Source organism: Tardiphaga sp. 172_B4_N1_3 (assembly GCF_052076035.1).
Taxonomy (GTDB): Bacteria; Pseudomonadota; Alphaproteobacteria; order Rhizobiales; family Xanthobacteraceae; genus Tardiphaga; species Tardiphaga robiniae.
In genome coordinates this window covers 5336634-5354945 of record NZ_CP197238.1, presented here as the reverse complement: position 1 = coordinate 5354945, position 18312 = coordinate 5336634, and the positions used below count along the sequence as shown (strand labels likewise).

Here is an 18312-nt window from a genome sequence, read left to right as displayed (position 1 = left end):
ATATAACCGAGATGCGTCCGCAAGACATCCTTATCCCGGTTTCCGCCGGCCTTTGCTGCAAACCGGGCGGCTTCCATATCGACCCCGTCAGACCGGTCGAGCGCGCCGTGATCACCCACGGCCATTCCGACCATGCCCGCCCCGGCCATGGCGCAGTGCTGGCGACGCAGGAAACGCTCGACATGATGCGGCTGCGCTACGGTGACAATTTCGCCGGCAGCACGCAGGCCATTGCCTATGGCGAGACGATCAAACTCGGCAACGTCACGGTGTCCTGCCACCCCGCCGGGCATGTGCTCGGCTCGGCGCAGATGGCCGTGACCTGCAAGGATATCTGCATCGTCGCATCTGGCGATTACAAGGACGCCCATGATCCGACCTGCACGCCGTTCGAGGTTGTGCCCTGCGACGTGTTCATCACCGAGGCAACGTTCGGACTTCCGGTGTTTCGTCATGGCAATGCCGCCGATGAAGTGAAGAAGCTGCTGGCCTCGGTCGCGCTGTTTCCGGAGCGTGCGCATCTGGTCGGCGCCTATTCGCTGGGAAAGGCGCAGCGGGTCATCAAGCTGATCCGTCAGGCCGGTTATGATGCGCCGATCTATCTGCACGGCGCGATGGAGAAGATCACACACTATTATCAGAGCCGCGGCATCGATCTCGGCGAACTGCGCCCGGTGAAGGGCGTCAAGAAAGCCGATCTCGCCGGCACCATCGCGCTGGCGCCGCCGTCGGCCACATCGGATGTGTGGACGCGGCGCTTTCCCGATCCAGTCACCGCCTTTGCGTCCGGCTGGATGCGCGTGCGCGCCCGTGCGCGGCAACGTGGCGTCGAGCTGCCGCTGGTGATTTCAGATCACGCGGACTGGGATGGATTATGCGCCACCATCGGCGCCACTGGAGCCGGCGAAATCTGGGTCACGCATGGCCAGGAAGACGCGCTTGTGCATTGGTGCCAGAGCAAAGGCCTGACCGCGCGGCCTCTTGCGCTGATCGGCTATGGCGACGAGGAGGAGGAAGAGACACTTCCGCCCGGCGAAAGCGCCGAGGCATGAACCGCTTCGCCGAACTGCTCGATCGCCTGGCCTACGAACCCGGCCGCAACAACAAGCTGCGGCTGATCACGGGCTATTTTCGCGAAGTGCCCGATCCCGATCGTGGCTATGCGCTGGCGGCGCTGACGGGGGCGTTGTCGTTCAAGCATGCGAAAGCTGGCTTGATCCGCGACCTGATCGCATCGCGAACTGATTCGGTGTTGTTTGAACTCTCTTATGACTATGTCGGCGATCTCTCGGAGACCGTTGCGCTGATGTGGCCGAAGGCCCAGGACATCGCGCACAACAACCCGCCACCGCCGACACTCACCGAAGTCGTCACCACACTCCGCACGCTCGGCAAGGCCGAATTGCCCGCACAACTCACCCGCTGGCTCGATGAACTCGACGAGACCGGGCGCTGGGCACTGCTGAAGCTCGTCACCGGCGCGATGCGGATTGGCGTTTCGGCGCGGCTGGCCAAGACCGCCGCCGCGGCGCTCGGCGACAAGGACCCGCATGACGTCGAGCTGATCTGGCCCGGCCTTGCGCCGCCCTATGGCGAATTGTTCGCCTGGCTCGAAGGTCGCGCCGAGAAGCCGGTCAATCGCGATCCGGCGCCGTTCCGCCCGGTGATGCTGGCACATGCCATCGAAGATTCCGACTTCGCCAATCTCGACGCGTCCGATTTCGTCGCGGAGTGGAAATGGGATGGCATCCGGATTCAGGCGGTCAGCGGCAAAGGCGATGACGACAGGATCGTCACGCGGCTCTATTCGCGCACCGGCGAGGACATCACCGGAAGCTTCCCGGACCTGACGCCATCGCTGCGTTTGCCCGGCGCGATCGATGGCGAGTTGCTGGTGCTGCGCGAGGGCCGCGTACAGTCATTCAATGTGCTGCAACAACGGCTGAACCGGAAAAGCGTGACGCCGAAGCTGATGAAGGAATATCCCATCCATCTGCGCGCCTATGACCTGCTCAGCGACGGCGAGACGGATTTGCGCGAACTGCCATTCGAACAGCGACGAACCAAACTGGAAAGATTCATCACAGAGCTGGACGACGACAGGATCGATCTGTCCGACCAGATCCCGTTCGCAACATGGGATGCCCTCACCGCCGCGCGTGCCGATCCTGTCAGTGCCGGAGCCGGCGAAGATGCCGATGCCGTCGAAGGCGTGATGCTGAAGCGGCGCGATTCCGCTTATCTCCCGGGACGACCGAAAGGCCAGTGGTGGAAATGGAAGCGCGATCCGCACATCATCGACGCCGTGCTGATGTATGCACAGCGCGGCCACGGCAAGCGCTCGTCCTATTATTCGGATTACACCTTCGGCGTCTGGACCGCCGGCGAGAGCGGCGACCAGCTGGTACCGGTCGGCAAAGCCTATTTCGGCTTCACCGACGAGGAGCTGTTGCAAATCGATCGCTTCGTCCGCCGCAACACCACCGAAAAGTTCGGCCCGGTCCGCCACGTCACCCATGAACCAGACAAGGGTCTCGTACTCGAAGTCGCCTTTGAAGGGCTGGCGCGCTCGCCCCGGCACAAGTCGGGGGTCGCAATGCGGTTTCCCCGCATCAGCCGGTTGCGCTGGGACAAGCCGCCACGTGAGGCCGACCGGCTGGAGACGCTGGAGCGCATGCTGAAGGCGGAGACCACAATTGCGCCGCCCGAGCCTGCGACGCCTTGACGGTCCATACTTGACGAACGAGCCGGGTTCCCCATTTGCGTGGGACCACCTATGATCAGCGCGCGATTTGCGCGCAGGAGACCATGATGCAGCCAAATGAGACCCGGGACTTGCCGGCCAACAATGACGGCCTGGCGCGCTTCCTCGGCGGTTCGCCGCTGGCGGTACTCGGCCGGCTGATCCTGCTGTCGATCCTGGTCGGCGTCGTTCTCGCCGCCATCGGCTTCGATCCGTGGAACATTGTCACCAGCATCCGCCGCCTGTTCCAGTGGGTCTATGACCTCGGCTTCGATGCCATCAATGGCCTCTGGCGCTACTTCCTGCTTGGCGCCGTGATCGTCGTGCCGATCTGGCTGATCATGCGGCTGTTCAGCGCCCCCCGCGGCCGCTGAGACGCGCATCATCCGCTTCAGGCTGCATTGATGTCGTCGGGATTGTCCGTCACCAACAGGCGCGTCTTTGCCATTGCCGGCCCGGCCATGCTGGCCAATCTGACGACGCCTCTGATCGGCATCGTCTCGACCGCGGCAATCGGCAGGCTTGGCGACCCGCACCTGCTCGGCGGTGTGGCTTTGGCCTCCGTGGCATTCGACTGCATTTTCTGGCTGTTCGGATTTCTGCGCATGGCGACGGTTGCCTTCACCGCACAGGCGCTTGGCGCCGGTGACCGGATCGAGGTGCGCGCTATCCTGCTGCGCGCGTTGATGCTCGGAGCGGCGATCGGGCTGACGCTGATTATCTTACGGACACCGCTGGCGGCGCTGGTGTTCAGCATCATGGGCGGCAGCGACGCCGTCACATCCGCCGCACGCCAGTATTTCTTCATCCGACTCTGGTCCGCGCCGCTGATGCTCGGCAACTACGTCATTCTCGGCTGGCTGGTCGGCCAGGCGCGCACCGGGATCGCTCTGGCACTGCAGGTCGGCATCAATCTCGCCAACATGGCACTCACCTCCCTGCTGGTCCTGCAATTCGACTTTGGCGTCAGCGGCGCAGCACTGGCCACGGTGATCGCGGAAACCGCGGGCTTCCTCGCCGGCCTCATCGCCATGTGGAAAATCCTGGGCGGCCGCATCGACGTGCCGCGCGCGATCCTGTTCGACCGCATCCGGCTACTACGGTTGTTCGCAGTCAATCGCGACATCATGATCCGTACGGCAGCACTGATTGCTGCATTTCTCTTCTTCACGGCGCAGGGCGCCCGTGCAGGCGACCTGACCCTGGCTGCCAATGCAGTGCTCAACAACTTCGTCATGATCGGCTCGTTCTTCCTCGACGGCATCGCCACCGCCGCCGAGCAACTCTGCGGTCAGGGCACCGGCGCTCGCGACCGCAAGCAGTTTTCCCGGGCCGTAAAGCTCGTCCTGATTTGGAGCACGGCATTCGGCATCGCTGTCACGTTGCTATTCGTGCTGTTCGGCGGCGCGCTGATCGATTTCATCACCACCAGCCCCGAAGTTCGGCTCGCTGCGCGGAATTACATGCTGCTGGCAGCGCTGGCGCCCGCCTGTGGCGTCCTCGCTTACGCCTATGACGGCATCTATATCGGCGCATCGTGGGCGCGCGACATGCGCAACCTGATGCTGCTGGCGTTAGCGATTTACATCGCCGCATGGTTCGCACTGGCCAGCCTTGGCAATACCGGACTATGGCTCGCGTTTCTGGTGTTCATGCTGTCGCGCGGCGCTTTGCAAGCGCTGCGTCATCCAGCCCTGCTGCGACAGTCGTTTCCGCAGCAGGCCTGGCTTACGCCGGCCAGTCTTCCGCTGTGATCGTCGCCGCATCGGCGCCGACGATTTCCGACAGTGAATCACGGCCGGTGCGCAGCAGCGTCGAGGACAGGTCGGCCTTGATGCTGTCGACAAGGCCGACGCCTTTATAGACCAGCGCCGAATAGAGCTGGATCAGGCTCGCACCCGCGCGAATCTTGGTGAGCGCCGCACCGCCGCTGTCGATGCCGCCGGCGCCGATCAGCGGAAATGCACCTTCGACACGCACGAAGGTCTCCGCCACCATGCGGGTAGACAGCCTGAACAAGGGCCGCCCGGACAATCCGCCCTGCTCTTTCGAGCGTGACTGTTCGCGCAAGGTCGAGGGACGGCCGATCGTGGTGTTCGCGACGATCATGCCATCGACGCCGCGCGAGCGCGCGACATGAACGACATCGTCGAGGTCGGCGAGGCTGAGATCGGGCGCGATCTTCAGCAACACCGGAGAATCTCCCGCATTCTTGCGAACGCGCTCACGCGCATCGATCACCCGCGCCAGCAGATCGTCGAGTTCGGCGGCCTGCTGCAAATTGCGCAGGCCCGGCGTGTTCGGCGATGACACGTTGACGGTGAAATAGCTCGCCACCGGCGCAAAGGTCTCGATCAGCCGCACATAATCCTGCGTGCGATCGGGCGAATCCTTGTTGGCACCGACATTGACGCCGACGATACCGCCATTCTGCGCACGTGCAGCCAGCCGACGCAGCACGACCTCCGCACCGTCATTGTTGAATCCGAGCCGGTTGATGACCGCCTCGTCACGCTCCAGCCGAAAGATACGCGGGCGTGGGTTGCCGGATTGCGGCTTCGGCGTCACCGAGCCGATCTCGGCGAAGCCGAAGCCGAGACGGAGCAGCGCGTCCGGCACCTCGGCATTCTTGTCGAAGCCGGCGGCGATCCCCACCGGATTGGGGAAGTTCAGGCCGAATGCGCGGACTGCGAGTTTCGGATCGTCCGGCCGCGGGCGGGCGTAAGGCAGCATGCGCAACCCGCGGATCGCGAGGCGGTGCGCGTCTTCGGCATCGAGCATGCGCAGCATCGGCAGGGAAAAGGCATCGAAAGCGCGGATCACGATTTGAGCTCCGGAATGTCGTGGTTGCCGTCGGAGCGCGCACGCAGATCCATGACGGCCGTGACGGCGCCGAGATCGAGTTCGCCGTAGAGATGCGGGAACAGATCGCCGCCGCGGGATGGCTCCCAGCGCAGGTCGTCACCGAGTGCGTCTGCGTCCACAGCGACCAGAAACAGGCCGGTCTGGCCGAAATAGTACTTCCGGAGCGTCTCGGGGAGCTGTGCCGCGGTCGAGAAGTGGATGAAGCCGTCCCGGGCATCGTCGGCGCTGCCGCGATAGGTGCCCTGGCGCTCGGCCTCGCGCCAGCTCGAGGCCGGACAGATTTTATAGATGGTGCGCAACCGCCCAGACTTCCAATTTGGTTGAATCAGCTGTTTTCGATGTGGTGTGGACGCCCAGTCGCGGGATTCGATGGCTGGAGCCGACAGTCGACCGTATCGGCGCCCCCCCTCCACTTCAAGGCTGCACATTTTTTTCAAATGCCTGTTGCGAAATCCGTGCATTCACGGCAATAATTCCTAGATTTCGCCACGATTCACCGCCCCGCAGAAATCCGGGCCAAGGGACCGAAACCGATGATGCTCTCGCACGCCCAGATCTGGAACGCCCTCGACCGCCTCGCAGAGCGCAACGGCATGTCACCCTCCGGCCTTGCGAAGAAGGCGGGGCTCGACGCCACGACCTTCAACAAATCCAAGCGCATCACCAACGACGGCCGCGAACGCTGGCCGTCGACGGAGTCGGTCTCGAAGGCGCTGACCGCAACCGGCGTGACCATCGACAGCTTCGTCACGCTGATCGAAGGTACCAAGCGCATCGTGCAGTCGGTGCCGCTGCTCGGCTTCGCGCAGGCCGGCCATGGCGGTTACTTCGACGACGCGGGTTTCCCCGCCGGCAGCAAGGGCTGGGACGAAGTGGGCCTGCCGTCGGTGAATGACGAGCACGCTTATGCGCTGAAGATCTCTGGCGACTCGATGAAGCCCGCTTATCGTGACGGCGACATCATCGTCGTCTCGCCTGAAGCGCAGATCCGCAAAGGCGACCGCGTCGTGGTCAAGACAAAGGACGGCGAGGTGATGGCGAAGGAATTGAAGCGCCGAACCACGAAGATCATCGAGCTGCAGTCGCTCAATCCGAACCATGTCGACCGCAGCTTTCCGGCCGCCGACATCGCCTGGATCGCGCGCATCGTCTGGGCGAGCCAATAACCGAACACACTCTGGACTGGCGTCCAGCCACCGAATGATCTATGCGAGTTCCCTATCCGAAACTCGCAACCTTCGGTGGTGCCATGAAAACCAGAACAATCGTTGCCGGCGCGATCGCGCTGGCCCTCGTTAGCGCAGGTTCTCTCGCACATGCGAAGCCCATGACCTGCGCGGTCGTCACGACAAAGCAGATCGAAGCGCTATTCGACCGCTGGAATGCCTCGCTCGCAACGCTCGACCCCGCCAAGGTCACCGCCAATTACGCCTCGGACGCGGTGCTGCTGCCGACGGTGTCGAACACGCCGCGCACCGACAGCGCGTCGATCCAGAGCTACTTCGTGGATTTTCTGAAGAAGCACCCGCAAGGCAAGATCGACACGCGCACCGTCAAGATCGGCTGCAACATGGCATCCGACGTCGGCACCTACACCTTCACGCTGTCCGGCAAGTCCCCCAGCGATACGCAAATCGTCAAGGCCCGCTACAGCTATGTTTATGTCTACCGCGACAAGAAATGGCTGATCGCGCACCACCACTCGTCGGCAATGCCGGAGCCTGTCACGCCGGCGGCAGCGTCGAAGTAGGCATCAAGAAAAAGGCGCGCTCCGTCAGGAAGCGCGCCTTTGACGTTTCGCAAAGCGTGAGCCTCAGGCCGAGCGCGCCAGCGCGCCGTCGATCATGTTGACCGCATTCTGCACGCCATAGACCGCGACGAAGGACCCGAAGCGCGGGCCCTTCTCCTGGCCGAGCAGCACCTGGTACAGCATGTTGAACCAGTCGAGCGAGACGCCGGGCCGGCCATCCTTGGCAAGCTTCTTGTGATCAAGGAACGGCTCGCGGCGGCCGATCTCATAGACCGCGTTCTGGATGTCTTCCGGCGTGGCCTCCGCCGGCAGTTGCGAGAGCGCATCGCGCAGATCCTGCAGCGCCACGCGCTCGACATCAGTGGGCTCGCGGAACGTCTTGGTCGGCGCCACGAAGTCCCGATAGTAGTTGATGGCATAGCCGACCATCGCGTCGAGCCGCGGATGCGTCGCCGCGGAGACGCCCGGCCGATAACGCCGGATGAAGCCCCACAGGGTTTCGGCATTCTCGGCGTTCGACGACGACACCAGCGTCAGCAGGAGCTGGAACGTGACCGGCATATCCGCCACCGGCGGGGCGCCAGCGTGAATGTGCCAAGCCGGATTGGACAGCCGCTGCTTGGGATCCTGCTTCGCATAGCCTTCGACGAACTGCTGGTACTCGTCGACATTGCGCGGAATCACGTCGAAGAACAGCCGCTTGGCCGCCTTCGGTTCGCGATACATGAACAGCGACAATGACTCCGGCGACGCGTAGCGCAGCCATTCGTCGATGGTCAGGCCGTTGCCCTTCGACTTGGAGATCTTGCCGCCCTTGTCGTCGAGGAAGAGCTCATAGTTGAAGCCTTCCGGCGGCGTGCCGCCAAGCGCCGCGCAGATCTTGCCGGACAGCTTCACGGAGTCGATGAGATCCTTGCCCGCCATTTCATAGTCGATGCCGAGCGCCGCCCAACGCATCGCCCAGTCGGCCTTCCACTGGCACTTCACATTGCCGCCGGTGACCGGCGTCGTGACTTCTTCGTCAGTGTCAGGATCGACATAGGTGACGGTGCCGGCAGCCACGTCGCGCCGGATCATCGGCACCTGCAGCACCACACCCGTTGTCTTGCTGATCGGCAGGAACGGCGAATAGGTCGCGCGGCGATCCGGGCCCAGGGTCGGCAGGATGATGTCCATGACCTTGTCATAGACTGCGAGCATCTTCAGCAGCGTCGCGTCGAACCGGCCGGATGTGTAGTAGTCGGTCGACGAAGCGAATTCGTAGTCGAAGCCGAACTGATCCAGGAAGACGCGCAGCCGTGCATTGTTGGCCGCACCGAAGGACGGATATTCGTTCGAGAACGGATCCGGCACCCGCGTCAGCGGCTTGCCGAGATGCGCGGCCAGCATGTCCTTGTTCGGCACATTGTCCGGCACCTTGCGCAGACCGTCCATGTCGTCCGAGAAGGCAATCAGCCGGGTCTTGATCTTGTCCTCGGTGAGTACGCGGAAGGCGTGGCGCACCATGGTGGTGCGCGCGACTTCGCCGAAGGTGCCGATATGCGGCAGGCCCGACGGACCGTAGCCGGTCTCGAACAGCACTTCGTCTTTCGGCGTTTTCTTCAGACGCGCCACCAGCGCCTTCGCCTGCTCGAACGGCCAGGCGTTGGAAGTCTCGGCGAGCGCGCGCAGCTCGCTCGGGCTCATGGTGGGGTCTAGCGTGGACATCGTGTTTTGGGCCTCCGGGCCGCGGAACCTAGCGGCTCCGCACCGAAATGCCAAACCGCGGGATGAGAAAATTCAGAACGGGCTGATCGAGAAATAACGCAGCCACAAATCGGTGTAGCGGCCTTTCTCCCAGACCCGGAACAGGGCCCAGTTCAGCGCCTGGCGCAGCGTGTCATTGCCTTTGCGGACGGCGATGCCGATGCCCTCGCCGAAGAAACGGCTTTCGATGAAGGGGCCGCCGCTGAAGGCGCAACAATCGGCGGAATCGCTGCCATTGATCCAGAAGGCGAACGAGATCGCATCGCCGAAGATGAAATCGACCTCGCTGCGTTTCAGCGCCTGGCGTAGCGCATCGTCGCTTGGAAAAGGCACCAGCACCGCATCGGTGAACATCGCCTTGAGATAGGCTTCGTGGGTCGAGCCCGCGATCACGCCGACCTTCTTGCCTTCGAGATATTCCGGGCGGATCTCCGGCATCACCGCATTCTTGCGGGCCACGAAGCGCGCCGGCGCACGGTAATAGGGATCGGTGAAATCGACGCGGGCGCGGATCTGCGGCGTCACCGCCATGGAGGCAATGATGGCATCGCCGCGATTGCTGGAAATGGCATCGAGCAACGTCTCGAAGCGGCGCATCTGTACGGTGCAAGTGACCTTAATTTCCTCGCAGAGAAGACGCGCGAGATCGACGTTGAAGCCCGCCGGATTGCCGTCGGGGCCGGTGAAGTTAAACGGCGGGTAGTCGGTCTCGGTCAGGAAGCGGATCACAGTGATGCGCGACAGGTCCGGCCGGTCCGGACGGCGACGCGGATCCCAGAAGCCCGGCACGGCCTGCGGACCGGGCTGGCTCACAGCCGGAGCCGACGTCTGCGCCGAAGCCGGTGCGGCCGAAAACAGCGACATCCATGCGGCCAGCAGAGCGCCAAGGGTCAGCGCAGTTGCGCGACACCTCATCAGCGGTATTTGGTTGCGGGAATTAACCATCTGTGGTTGCATAGGGTGCTTCCGGATCGCGGTCTTATAGACCATCCGGCGCGAGACGCGAGTAGCGTTTGTGGTGTGAGGGCGTTGCATGGGGGTGCAGCAATCTTCCCGGGGTCATCGGCCGCGCATTTCGCGCCAGCCGGCCGCCGCGCTACGCTCTCCTCCTCTGCCGATCGGCAGGATGACCTCCTTCCCCATGCCGGAGCGAGACGGGTCGGACCGGCGCGCGGAACCAGCCAGCGAACTCGACTGCCTGCGCGGCATACTCCCGGTCCCGCTTCTGCACGCCGCGGAGCGACGGAGCCGCGAGCTCAATCTGGGCGCCGATCAGGTCCTGATCCAATGGGGCGTCATCAGCGAGGAAAAGTATGTCGCGCATCTGGCCCGCCACCTCAGCATCGACTTCGACGATCTCTCGACAGTCGGGCGCGCTCACTGCCCCCTGGCGGATGCCGATCTTCCGGAGATCGCAGAGTTCGGCATCCTGCCCGTTCAGGAGGGTGACACACTCAACTGGATCGTCGCGCCGCGTGCTTTTACAGCACGACGCCTGACACGTTTCTCCACCACATATCCATCACTTATCGCGCGCATTCGGCTGACCACGCGGCGTCACCTGCATCAATATCTGACCGAGCAGACCGGCGACGCGCTTTCGGATATCGCCGCCGAAGGCCTGCTGCAGACGCGACCTGCCATGTCGGCCAAGTCGATCATCGGTTGGCGCAGAGGATTGCAGCCAGCGATTCTGCTGCTGATATGCGCGGTTCTCGCGCTTCTGTATCCGACGCTGGCGATGGATCTAATCGGCGGCCTGGCGGCGATCTGGTTTCTCGCCTTTTCGCTTCTCAGGCTGACTTGCGTGCTGGTGCCGCCGCAGCCGGAGCAACGGTTTCCGCCGCTGCGCGACGATCAACTGCCGATCTACTCAGTGGTCGTCGCACTCTATCGCGAGGAAACGTCCGTTCCGGGTCTGTTGCGATCCCTGCAAAGGCTCGACTATCCCTCCGAAAAACTCGACATCATTCTGGTGCTCGAGCCCGACGATCTGCGGACCCGCGCCGCCGTTGCCAGAGCCCGGCCGGGGCCGCAGGTTCAGGTCCTGATCGCACAGGCGACGGGTCCGAAAACCAAGCCGAAGGCGCTGAATGTTGCACTTCCCTTCGTGCGCGGCAGCTTTCTGACCGTGTTCGATGCCGAAGACGATCCCGACCCCGGCCAATTGCGCGCCGCGCTCGGCATGTTTCGCCAGCACAACGACGACGTCGCCTGCGTTCAGGCTGGGCTGCATTTCGACAATCTGACGCACAGCCTGCTGTCGCGCATGGCGGCAGTCGAATATGCCGGGCTGTTCGCGGTCTTCCTGCCCGGGCTGGTCGCATTGGGCATGCCACTGCCGCTTGGCGGCACCTCCAATCATTTCCGCACGGACACCTTGCGCCGCATCGGCGGCTGGGACGCCTATAACGTCACGGAAGATGCCGACCTCGGGATCCGCCTGGCGCGGCTGGGCTATCGCTCGGTGACCATTCCATCGGTCACGCTTGAGGAAGCACCGATCGCGTTCGGCGCGTGGTTGCGCCAACGCTCACGCTGGATGAAGGGCTGGATGCAGACCTGGGCCGTGCATATGCGCGATCCCCGAAAACTGTGGGACCAAGCCGGCGCGCGGGGATTCCTCGCACTCAACATCATCTTCGGCGGCAATATCCTGACGTCGCTGGCTTTTACGGTGCTGGTCGTCAAACTTATCGCCTGCCTGCTGCTTGCCGATAGCACCCTGCTGCTTGGCGACCGGCTGTCGTCACTGCACGTACTGGCCATCGCCTGCGGCTTCATCGCGACCTGCATCCTGGGCCTCACCGGCCTGATGCGCCGCGGCCGTCTGCGCGACGGCTGGATCCTCGCCCTGACGCCGATTTATTGGGGATGTCTCTCGATCGCGACCTGGCGCGCGCTGTGGCAATTCTGGACCCGGCGCCATCACTGGGAAAAGACCGAGCACGGTCTCGTGCATCGGACCGGCACGATGGCAGCGAACCGCCGGCGACCTCAGAGATAGCGCTTGAGATCCGTGGCCGCTTCTTCCGGCTTGCGCTTGAGGTTGAACGGCGCGACGAAATTGCCGTCGCGGTCCATCAGATAGATCAGCGCGGTGTGATCCATCGTATAGTCACCGTCCTTGGTCGGCACCTTCTTGGCATAGACGCGGTAGCCGGAAATCACCTTCGCTACCGCATCAGGCGTGCCGGTCAAACCCTTCAGGTGCGGATCGAAGCTCGACAGATATTCCTTCATGATCGGTGCCGTATCGCGCTCGGGATCGACCGAGACGAAATAGGTATTGATACGATCGGCGTCCTTGCCCATCGCGCGCAGCACTTCCGACATTTCGAACAGCGAGGTCGGGCAGATGTCCGGGCAATGCGTGAAGCCGAAGAAGACCAGCGTCGGCTTGCCCTTCAGGCTCTGCTCGGTGACGGTCTGGCCGGACTGATCGGTGAGCTGGAACGGACCGCCGATCGAGGCCGGTGCGGCGACATTGCGAAAACCACCCGTCAGCCACAACACGACCAGCAATCCCGCCGCGAGACTGCCGGCAAAGGCAGCAATGATCACCAGCGGCCGGGTGGTTCGATCAGTCATGGAATGTCCCCTGAATTACCCTTGGCAGCCGATCACATGCAGGCGGCGATGCCAGTCTTGATCATCTCGAAAAATACGGCCGTGCCGTAATGTGCCCACAGCCCGATGGCGCCCACCACAAGGAGCGCCACGAATGCCGCGGCCGATGCAACAATGACCGACGCAAGCCGTGACGGCCGCTCGGACGCGGGCATCGTGCTCTCAGGCGTCGATAAAGGCTGCACCATCAGACGATCTCATAACGGCCAAGGCCCGAGATCATTCAGGAGCCTGCCATCCAGGTTCCAGATAGGCTGAGATGACGGCGCGGGCAAGCGCTCCCGGCGCCGCAGGGCATCACGTCATGCTGATGGAATAAAGCTCAGATCGGCCTTTAGCTTTTTGTTCTGACGCGTTTTCTTGACGCGAACCGGCATCCACTTCGCTCGAAAACGCTCTAGCGCGCGCTGGAGGCGTGGGCATCCATGTAACAGGGCTTGTACATGCCCATCAGCTGGCGACCGCGCAGGAAGATCATCTGCGTCTTCAGTCCGCCGCGTTTGGAGATCCAGCGCCGGATCTGCGTCGGATACATCGAATACAACATCTGGGTGGCTTCCGGGTTGGTCACCGCGCGACCATTGGCGCCCATGTCCCAGGCCGCATGAAAGCCGAGATTGGCATTGGAAGTGACGCAGATCCGGTCACGCGGAACCGCGCCGAGCACGATCGTGCAGGCCGAGGCGCACAAGCCATCGATGATCACGGTTTCGCCGGAAGTGCGCAATCCCTGATATCTGTCGACATAGGTTCCGATCCGTCCGCCACGATCATCCGCGATGCGAACCACCGCGTGACTTGCCCCGACGCCCGCGAACAGCAAGACCGCCGCCAGCAAACCCGTAACGAACTTCATGTCCAGCCCCAAAACCTGTCGATCCCGAATCTGAGCGCCCTGGTGATGCAGGGCATGATCAGCGTGTTGCCAGATCGTGGCTTTGTCCAGACGAGCATGACGCTTCCAATGCGATTCAAATCGAGTGTTGCGCGCGGGATGCACCTCGTTCCGTCGCGGTATCAATCTGAAACAGCGCCGCCCTTCGCGCGCAATTTCCGTTGACCAAAGTTCCCGCGCCGACTTCAATCTCCATTAACAGGATGGGGGAAACAGTATGGCCGTTGATGCGGATGTCATCGTCGTCGGCGGCGGACTCGCGGGCCTCGTTGCGGCCACGGAAATTGCCGACGCCGGCAAGCGCGTTGTCGTGGTCGATCAGGAAGGCGAGCAGAATCTCGGCGGCCAGGCGTTCTGGTCGTTCGGCGGTTTGTTCTTCGTCGACTCGCCGGAACAACGACGCCTCGGCATCAAAGACTCCTATGACTTAGCCCTGCAGGATTGGCATGGCACGGCCGGCTTCGATCGTGCTGAGGACCTGTGGCCACGGCGCTGGGCCGAAGCCTATGTCGCTTTCGCCGCCGGCGAGAAACGCGACTGGCTGCGCGCCATGGGTCACCGCGTGTTTCCCGTGGTCGGCTGGGCCGAGCGCGGCGGCTACGACGCGATGGGCCACGGCAATTCGGTTCCGCGCTTCCATGTCACCTGGGGCACCGGACCGGGCATCGTCGAACCGTTCGAGCAGCGTGCGCGCGAGGCACAGAAGAAGGGCCTGCTGAGCTTCAGGTTCCGCCATCGCGTCGATGCGCTCAGCGTCACCAACGGAACTGTCGATGGCGTGAGCGGCGCAATCCTCGAACCGTCCAACACAGAGCGCGGCGAAAGCAGTTCGCGCAATGTGATCGGCGACTTCTCGCTGCGTGCGCAAGCCGTGATCGTCGCCTCCGGCGGCATCGGCGGCAATCATGATCTGGTGCGGCAGAACTGGCCGAAGCGCCTCGGCGAACCGCCGACGCGCATGATCTCCGGTGTGCCCGCCCATGTCGACGGTCGCATGATGGGCATCACGGAAGCCGCCGGTGCGCGGCTGATCAATCGCGACCGCATGTGGCACTATGTCGAGGGCATCGAGAACTGGAATCCGATCTGGCCGAAACACGGCATCCGCATTCTGCCGGGCCCGTCGTCGATGTGGTTCGACGCCACCGGCAAGCGGCTGCCGGCGCCGCTGTTTCCGGGCTCCGATACGCTCGGCCAACTGCAATATATCCAGTCCACCGGCTATGATTATTCATGGTTCGTGCTGACGCAGGCGATCATCAAGAAAGAGTTTGCGCTCTCCGGCTCCGAGCAGAATCCCGACCTCACCGGCAAGAGCTGGCTGATGACCGCGCGCCGCGCCACCAACAAGGGTGCGCCAGCGCCTGTCGAAGCCTTCAAGGATCACGGCATCGACTTCGTGGTGCGCGATAATCTCGACGACCTCGTCAGCGCCATGAATGCGCTGACCGGCGACAATCTGCTGAAGCTCGACGAGATCCGCACGCAGATCGAGGCGCGTGACCGCACCATGGCCAATCCCTACGTCAAGGATGCGCAGGTGATGAACATCCACAATGCGCGCAAATATATCGGCGACCGCCTGATCCGGACTGCGAAGCCGCATCGCATTCTCGATGCCGCGCAGGGCCCGCTGATCGCCGTGCGGCTGAACATCCTGACGCGCAAGACGCTAGGCGGTTTCGAGACCGATCTGGACTCGCGCGTATTCGGCAGCAACGGCCAGATCATGCCAGGGCTCTACGCGGTCGGCGAAGCTGCCGGCTTCGGCGGCGGCGGCATGCACGGCTATCGCTCGCTGGAAGGCACGTTTCTCGGCGGCTGTCTGTTCACGGGTCGCACCGCCGGGCGCGCAGCGGCGAAGGCGGTGGGGTGATCGGTCTCCCGCTCACAGCCATCCGTTGCGCTTGAAGCGGGTATACAGGTAACCGCAGATCGCGGCGATGCCGCCCAGCACCACGTAATAACCGTAAGCCCATTTCAGCTCCGGCATGTGTTCGAAATTCATGCCGTAGATTCCGGCAATCGCCGTCGGCACCGCCAGGATCGCCGCCCAGGCCGCAAGCCGGCGGGTAATCTCGGTCTGCTGCGACTGCCCTGACATCAAGCTGGCTTCAAAGGCAAAGGCCAGCACTTCGCGCAGCGAGTCGATATCTTCTTCCGCGCGTTTGACGTGATCCAGCACATCGCGGAACAGAGGTTTCATGTCATCGTCGATGAACAAGATATCGATATGTTCGAGTCGGTGACAGACATCGACCAGCGGCCCGACCGCGCGACGCAGGCGCAGCAGCTCGCGGCGCAGCTTGTAGAGCCGCTCGAATTCCGCCCGCGTCAGCATGCGATGCAGGACGCCATCCTCGAGCTCGTCGATCTCGGACAGGATGGATTCGATGACAGGACGATAGTTGTCGACGATAAAATCGAGAATTGCGTAGAGGATGTAGTCTTCGCCGTGCGTCAGGTTGGTCGGGCAAGCCTCGCACCGCTCGCGGACAGACGCATAGGACGTCGAGGCGCCATGGCGCACGGACACGACGTAGCCTTTACCCAAGAAGATATGCGTCTCGCCGAAAGCAACAGTCTGATCGACCAGTTGCGCCGTACGCGCGACGATGAAGAGCGCTTCGCCATATTGCTCGACCTTGGGGTGCTGATGCGACTTCAGCGCGTCCTCGATGGCGAGCGGATGCAGATCGAATTGCGCGCGCAGTTTCTCGAGCAGTTCAAGGGACGGTTCAAACAGTCCGATCCAGACGACATGGCCCGGCTTCTGCGCCCAGACCCCCGCCTCCTCGACGGGGATATCCGCAACACGGCGGCCATTGGCATAGACGCTGGAGGCGACAACGCCGGGCACATTGCCGGCGGTTGCAGCTGAGAGGGGAAACGTCATGCAAGAACCTTGTGTTGTGCGAACAGCAACGGGCGCCTTTGAAGAACGGCGGGGATGCCAAACCGTTCAATCGCCATGCGGCACCGATCATCTGGAATGAATGAGGGGGCTGGAGCGGACGGAGGGAATCGAACCCTCGTATGCAGCTTGGGAAGCTGCCGTTCTACCATTGAACTACGCCCGCATCGTCGCGCCATCTGATCTAGCCGAGACCGGCCGATCCGCCAAGCGGATTGATGGCAGCTGGTTACAGTTCCTTGCGCCGCACACCCGGCCGCGCCCTCCGAAAGGTCACCGCTCAAAGATTCCAGATGACGGCTTCAATTCGCCTGCTAACATCCCTTCGGGATGGCTGGGCACGGATACACAACCTTCGACACGTCGGTGGGCCGATGCGGTATCGCATGGGGCGACGCCGGCATTGTTGGCGTGCAGTTGCCGGAAGCGCGCGAGATCGAGACCCGGCGCCGCCTGCTGCAGCAATTTCCCGATGCGCGCGAATTCCGGCCGCCGGCCGATGTCGACTACGCCATCGAGGGCATCGTTGCGCTGCTGCGCGGCCAAGCCGTCGACCTCGGCGATATCCCCGTCGACATGCATGGCCTGCCGCTGTTCAATTGCCGCGTCTATGAGGCGATCCGGATGATCCCGCGTGGCGAAACCCGCACCCATGCGGAGATCGCAGCAAAGCTCGGCGCCAGCGGTGCGGTCTATTCGGTCGGGCAAGCCATCGCGCGCAATCCGTTTGCGATCCTCGTGCCATGCCACCGTGCACTGGCCGTTGCGGGCCAGACCAGCGGCTTTGCCGGCAACGGCGGCATCATCACCAAGTCGCGGCTGCTCTCGATCGAGGGCGCGCTGGCGGGCCGGACGACCACCCTGTTCGACGCCCTGCTGTCGGTTGCCCCACCGCGCCCACAGGGCTAAATTCAGCCTATGCAGGCAACAACACTGTTCCAGAGCAACGCGATCACCGTCACGGACTATCGCTGTACGGCGGGGCCGGACGACCAGCCGTTTTCCGAACAGCACGCCGGCCATTCGCTCTCCTATGTTCGCAAGGGCAGTTTCGGCTGTCGCTGCCGCGGGCAATCGCACGAACTCATCGCCGGCGCGCTGCTGATCGGGCACCCCGGCGACGAATATACCTGCCATCACGAGCATCATGGCTCTGGCGACGAGTGCCTTTCATTCTCCTTCGCGCCTGAGCTGATCGACACCGTCGGCGACGCCAGGGACATCTGGCAGCAGGGCGCCATCGCGCCGCGCGCCGAATTGATGGTGCTGGGCGAGCTCGCGCAGGCCAGCGCAGGGGCGCACAGCGATCTCGGGCTCGATGAGATCGGTCATGCATTTGCGGCGCGTTTTGTCGACGTCGTCTCGGGCGAGCCGCGCAGGCGTGTGAACGGCAATGCACGGGATCGCCGGCGCGCGGTCGAGGCCGCGCTGTGGATCGACGCCCATGCCAGCGAGGAGATCGATCTCGATGCGGCCGCCCGTCAGGCCGGATTGAGTCCGTTTCATTTCCTGCGTCTGTTCAGGAATGTGCTCGGCGTGACACCGCACCAGTATCTGGTGCGCGCGCGGCTGCGGCAGGCTGCAAACCTGCTGGTCGAGAAAGACCGCGCCATCACCGACATCGCCTTCGATGTCGGCTTCGGCGATCTCTCGAATTTCGTGCGCAGCTTCCATCGCGCTGCCGGCGTCTCGCCCCGCGCATTTCGACAGGCTTCCCGCGGCGACCGCAAGATTTTCCAAGAACGGCTGGCCGTGCACTGAGTAGTCTG

General features: G+C 63.2%; 18 protein-coding genes and 1 tRNA gene. 10 read left to right on the top strand and 9 right to left on the bottom strand.

The window, feature by feature from the left end; genetic code table 11:
• Positions 1-11: 11 nt before the first annotated feature.
• From AB7783_RS25345 to AB7783_RS25330, 4 genes are all read left to right on the top strand, one after another.
• On the top strand, positions 12-1052 hold the full coding sequence (locus AB7783_RS25345; RefSeq protein WP_089266795.1) for a ligase-associated DNA damage response exonuclease: 1041 nt from the start codon (positions 12-14) through the stop codon (positions 1050-1052).
• Positions 1049-2725, top strand: coding sequence for an ATP-dependent DNA ligase (locus AB7783_RS25340; protein WP_441279109.1), 1677 nt, complete (start codon positions 1049-1051; stop codon positions 2723-2725). Before AB7783_RS25345 ends, AB7783_RS25340 begins: the two co-directional genes overlap by 4 nt.
• An 86-nt stretch (positions 2726-2811) precedes the next feature.
• On the top strand, positions 2812-3117 hold the full coding sequence (locus AB7783_RS25335) for a DUF6460 domain-containing protein (protein ID WP_068737958.1): 306 nt from the start codon (positions 2812-2814) through the stop codon (positions 3115-3117).
• A 30-nt stretch (positions 3118-3147) separates the two neighbouring features.
• On the top strand, positions 3148-4497 hold the full coding sequence (locus tag AB7783_RS25330) for an MATE family efflux transporter (protein WP_309940644.1): 1350 nt from the start codon (positions 3148-3150) through the stop codon (positions 4495-4497).
• Here AB7783_RS25330 and AB7783_RS25325 read toward each other — a convergent pair.
• The gene (locus tag AB7783_RS25325) at positions 4472-5566 is read right to left on the bottom strand and encodes a quinone-dependent dihydroorotate dehydrogenase (protein ID WP_441279108.1); all 1095 of its coding nucleotides are present in this window, start codon (positions 5564-5566) and stop codon (positions 4472-4474) included. The two genes, AB7783_RS25330 and AB7783_RS25325, sit on opposite strands and share 26 nt — an antisense overlap.
• Positions 5563-5907 (bottom strand): DUF952 domain-containing protein, encoded by a 345-nt coding sequence (locus AB7783_RS25320; RefSeq protein ID WP_170849835.1) that lies wholly within the window; start codon positions 5905-5907, stop codon positions 5563-5565. Before AB7783_RS25320 ends, AB7783_RS25325 begins: the two co-directional genes overlap by 4 nt.
• Before the next feature lie 237 nt (positions 5908-6144).
• On the opposite strand from AB7783_RS25320, the gene AB7783_RS25315 reads away from it, so the two are divergent.
• Complete coding sequence (locus AB7783_RS25315; protein ID WP_089266927.1) at positions 6145-6774, top strand: S24 family peptidase; 630 nt, start codon at positions 6145-6147, stop codon at positions 6772-6774.
• 83 nt (positions 6775-6857) lie between these two features.
• Positions 6858-7358 carry an SgcJ/EcaC family oxidoreductase gene (locus AB7783_RS25310; protein ID WP_441279107.1) on the top strand — a complete coding sequence of 167 codons (501 nt, stop codon included), beginning with the start codon at positions 6858-6860 and terminating at the stop codon, positions 7356-7358.
• A 63-nt stretch (positions 7359-7421) separates the two neighbouring features.
• On the opposite strand, the gene AB7783_RS25305 is transcribed toward AB7783_RS25310, so the two are convergent.
• Positions 7422-9065 (bottom strand): lysine--tRNA ligase, encoded by a 1644-nt coding sequence (locus AB7783_RS25305; protein ID WP_441279106.1) that lies wholly within the window; start codon positions 9063-9065, stop codon positions 7422-7424.
• 72 nt (positions 9066-9137) lie between these two features.
• Positions 9138-10049 (bottom strand): transporter substrate-binding domain-containing protein, encoded by a 912-nt coding sequence (locus AB7783_RS25300; RefSeq protein ID WP_441279763.1) that lies wholly within the window; start codon positions 10047-10049, stop codon positions 9138-9140.
• A 181-nt stretch (positions 10050-10230) separates the two neighbouring features.
• On the opposite strand from AB7783_RS25300, the gene AB7783_RS25295 reads away from it, so the two are divergent.
• On the top strand, positions 10231-12111 hold the full coding sequence (locus AB7783_RS25295) for a glycosyltransferase (protein ID WP_441279105.1): 1881 nt from the start codon (positions 10231-10233) through the stop codon (positions 12109-12111).
• Here the strand turns inward: AB7783_RS25295 and AB7783_RS25290 are convergent.
• The 3 genes from AB7783_RS25290 to AB7783_RS25280 form a co-directional block, all read right to left on the bottom strand.
• Positions 12102-12695: an SCO family protein gene (locus tag AB7783_RS25290; protein ID WP_089266787.1), complete on the bottom strand. Its 594-nt coding sequence runs from the start codon at positions 12693-12695 to the stop codon at positions 12102-12104. The genes AB7783_RS25295 and AB7783_RS25290 overlap by 10 nt on opposite strands.
• Positions 12696-12727: 32 nt before the next feature.
• Positions 12728-12922, bottom strand: coding sequence for a hypothetical protein (locus AB7783_RS25285; RefSeq protein ID WP_089266786.1), 195 nt, complete (start codon positions 12920-12922; stop codon positions 12728-12730).
• A 209-nt stretch (positions 12923-13131) separates the two neighbouring features.
• Complete coding sequence (locus AB7783_RS25280; protein ID WP_089266785.1) at positions 13132-13590, bottom strand: hypothetical protein; 459 nt, start codon at positions 13588-13590, stop codon at positions 13132-13134.
• 256 nt (positions 13591-13846) lie between these two features.
• Between AB7783_RS25280 and AB7783_RS25275 the strand changes: the two genes are divergently transcribed.
• Complete coding sequence (locus AB7783_RS25275; protein ID WP_184512977.1) at positions 13847-15505, top strand: FAD-binding dehydrogenase; 1659 nt, start codon at positions 13847-13849, stop codon at positions 15503-15505.
• 12 nt (positions 15506-15517) lie between these two features.
• On the opposite strand, the gene corA is transcribed toward AB7783_RS25275, so the two are convergent.
• Together corA and AB7783_RS25265 are read right to left on the bottom strand one after the other, a co-directional pair.
• Positions 15518-16525 (bottom strand): magnesium/cobalt transporter CorA, encoded by a 1008-nt coding sequence (gene corA / locus AB7783_RS25270; protein WP_089266783.1) that lies wholly within the window; start codon positions 16523-16525, stop codon positions 15518-15520.
• Between the two features lie 110 nt (positions 16526-16635).
• Positions 16636-16709 (bottom strand) — tRNA-Gly (locus AB7783_RS25265).
• Positions 16710-16873: 164 nt separating this feature from the next.
• Here AB7783_RS25265 and AB7783_RS25260 point away from each other — a divergent pair.
• Positions 16874-17452 carry a methylated-DNA--[protein]-cysteine S-methyltransferase gene (locus AB7783_RS25260; protein WP_184512974.1) on the top strand — a complete coding sequence of 193 codons (579 nt, stop codon included), beginning with the start codon at positions 16874-16876 and terminating at the stop codon, positions 17450-17452.
• Between the two features lie 9 nt (positions 17453-17461).
• Entirely contained in the window at positions 17462-18304 is an 843-nt protein-coding gene (locus AB7783_RS25255) for a helix-turn-helix domain-containing protein (protein WP_184512973.1), read from the top strand.
• Positions 18305-18312 lie beyond the last annotated feature (8 nt).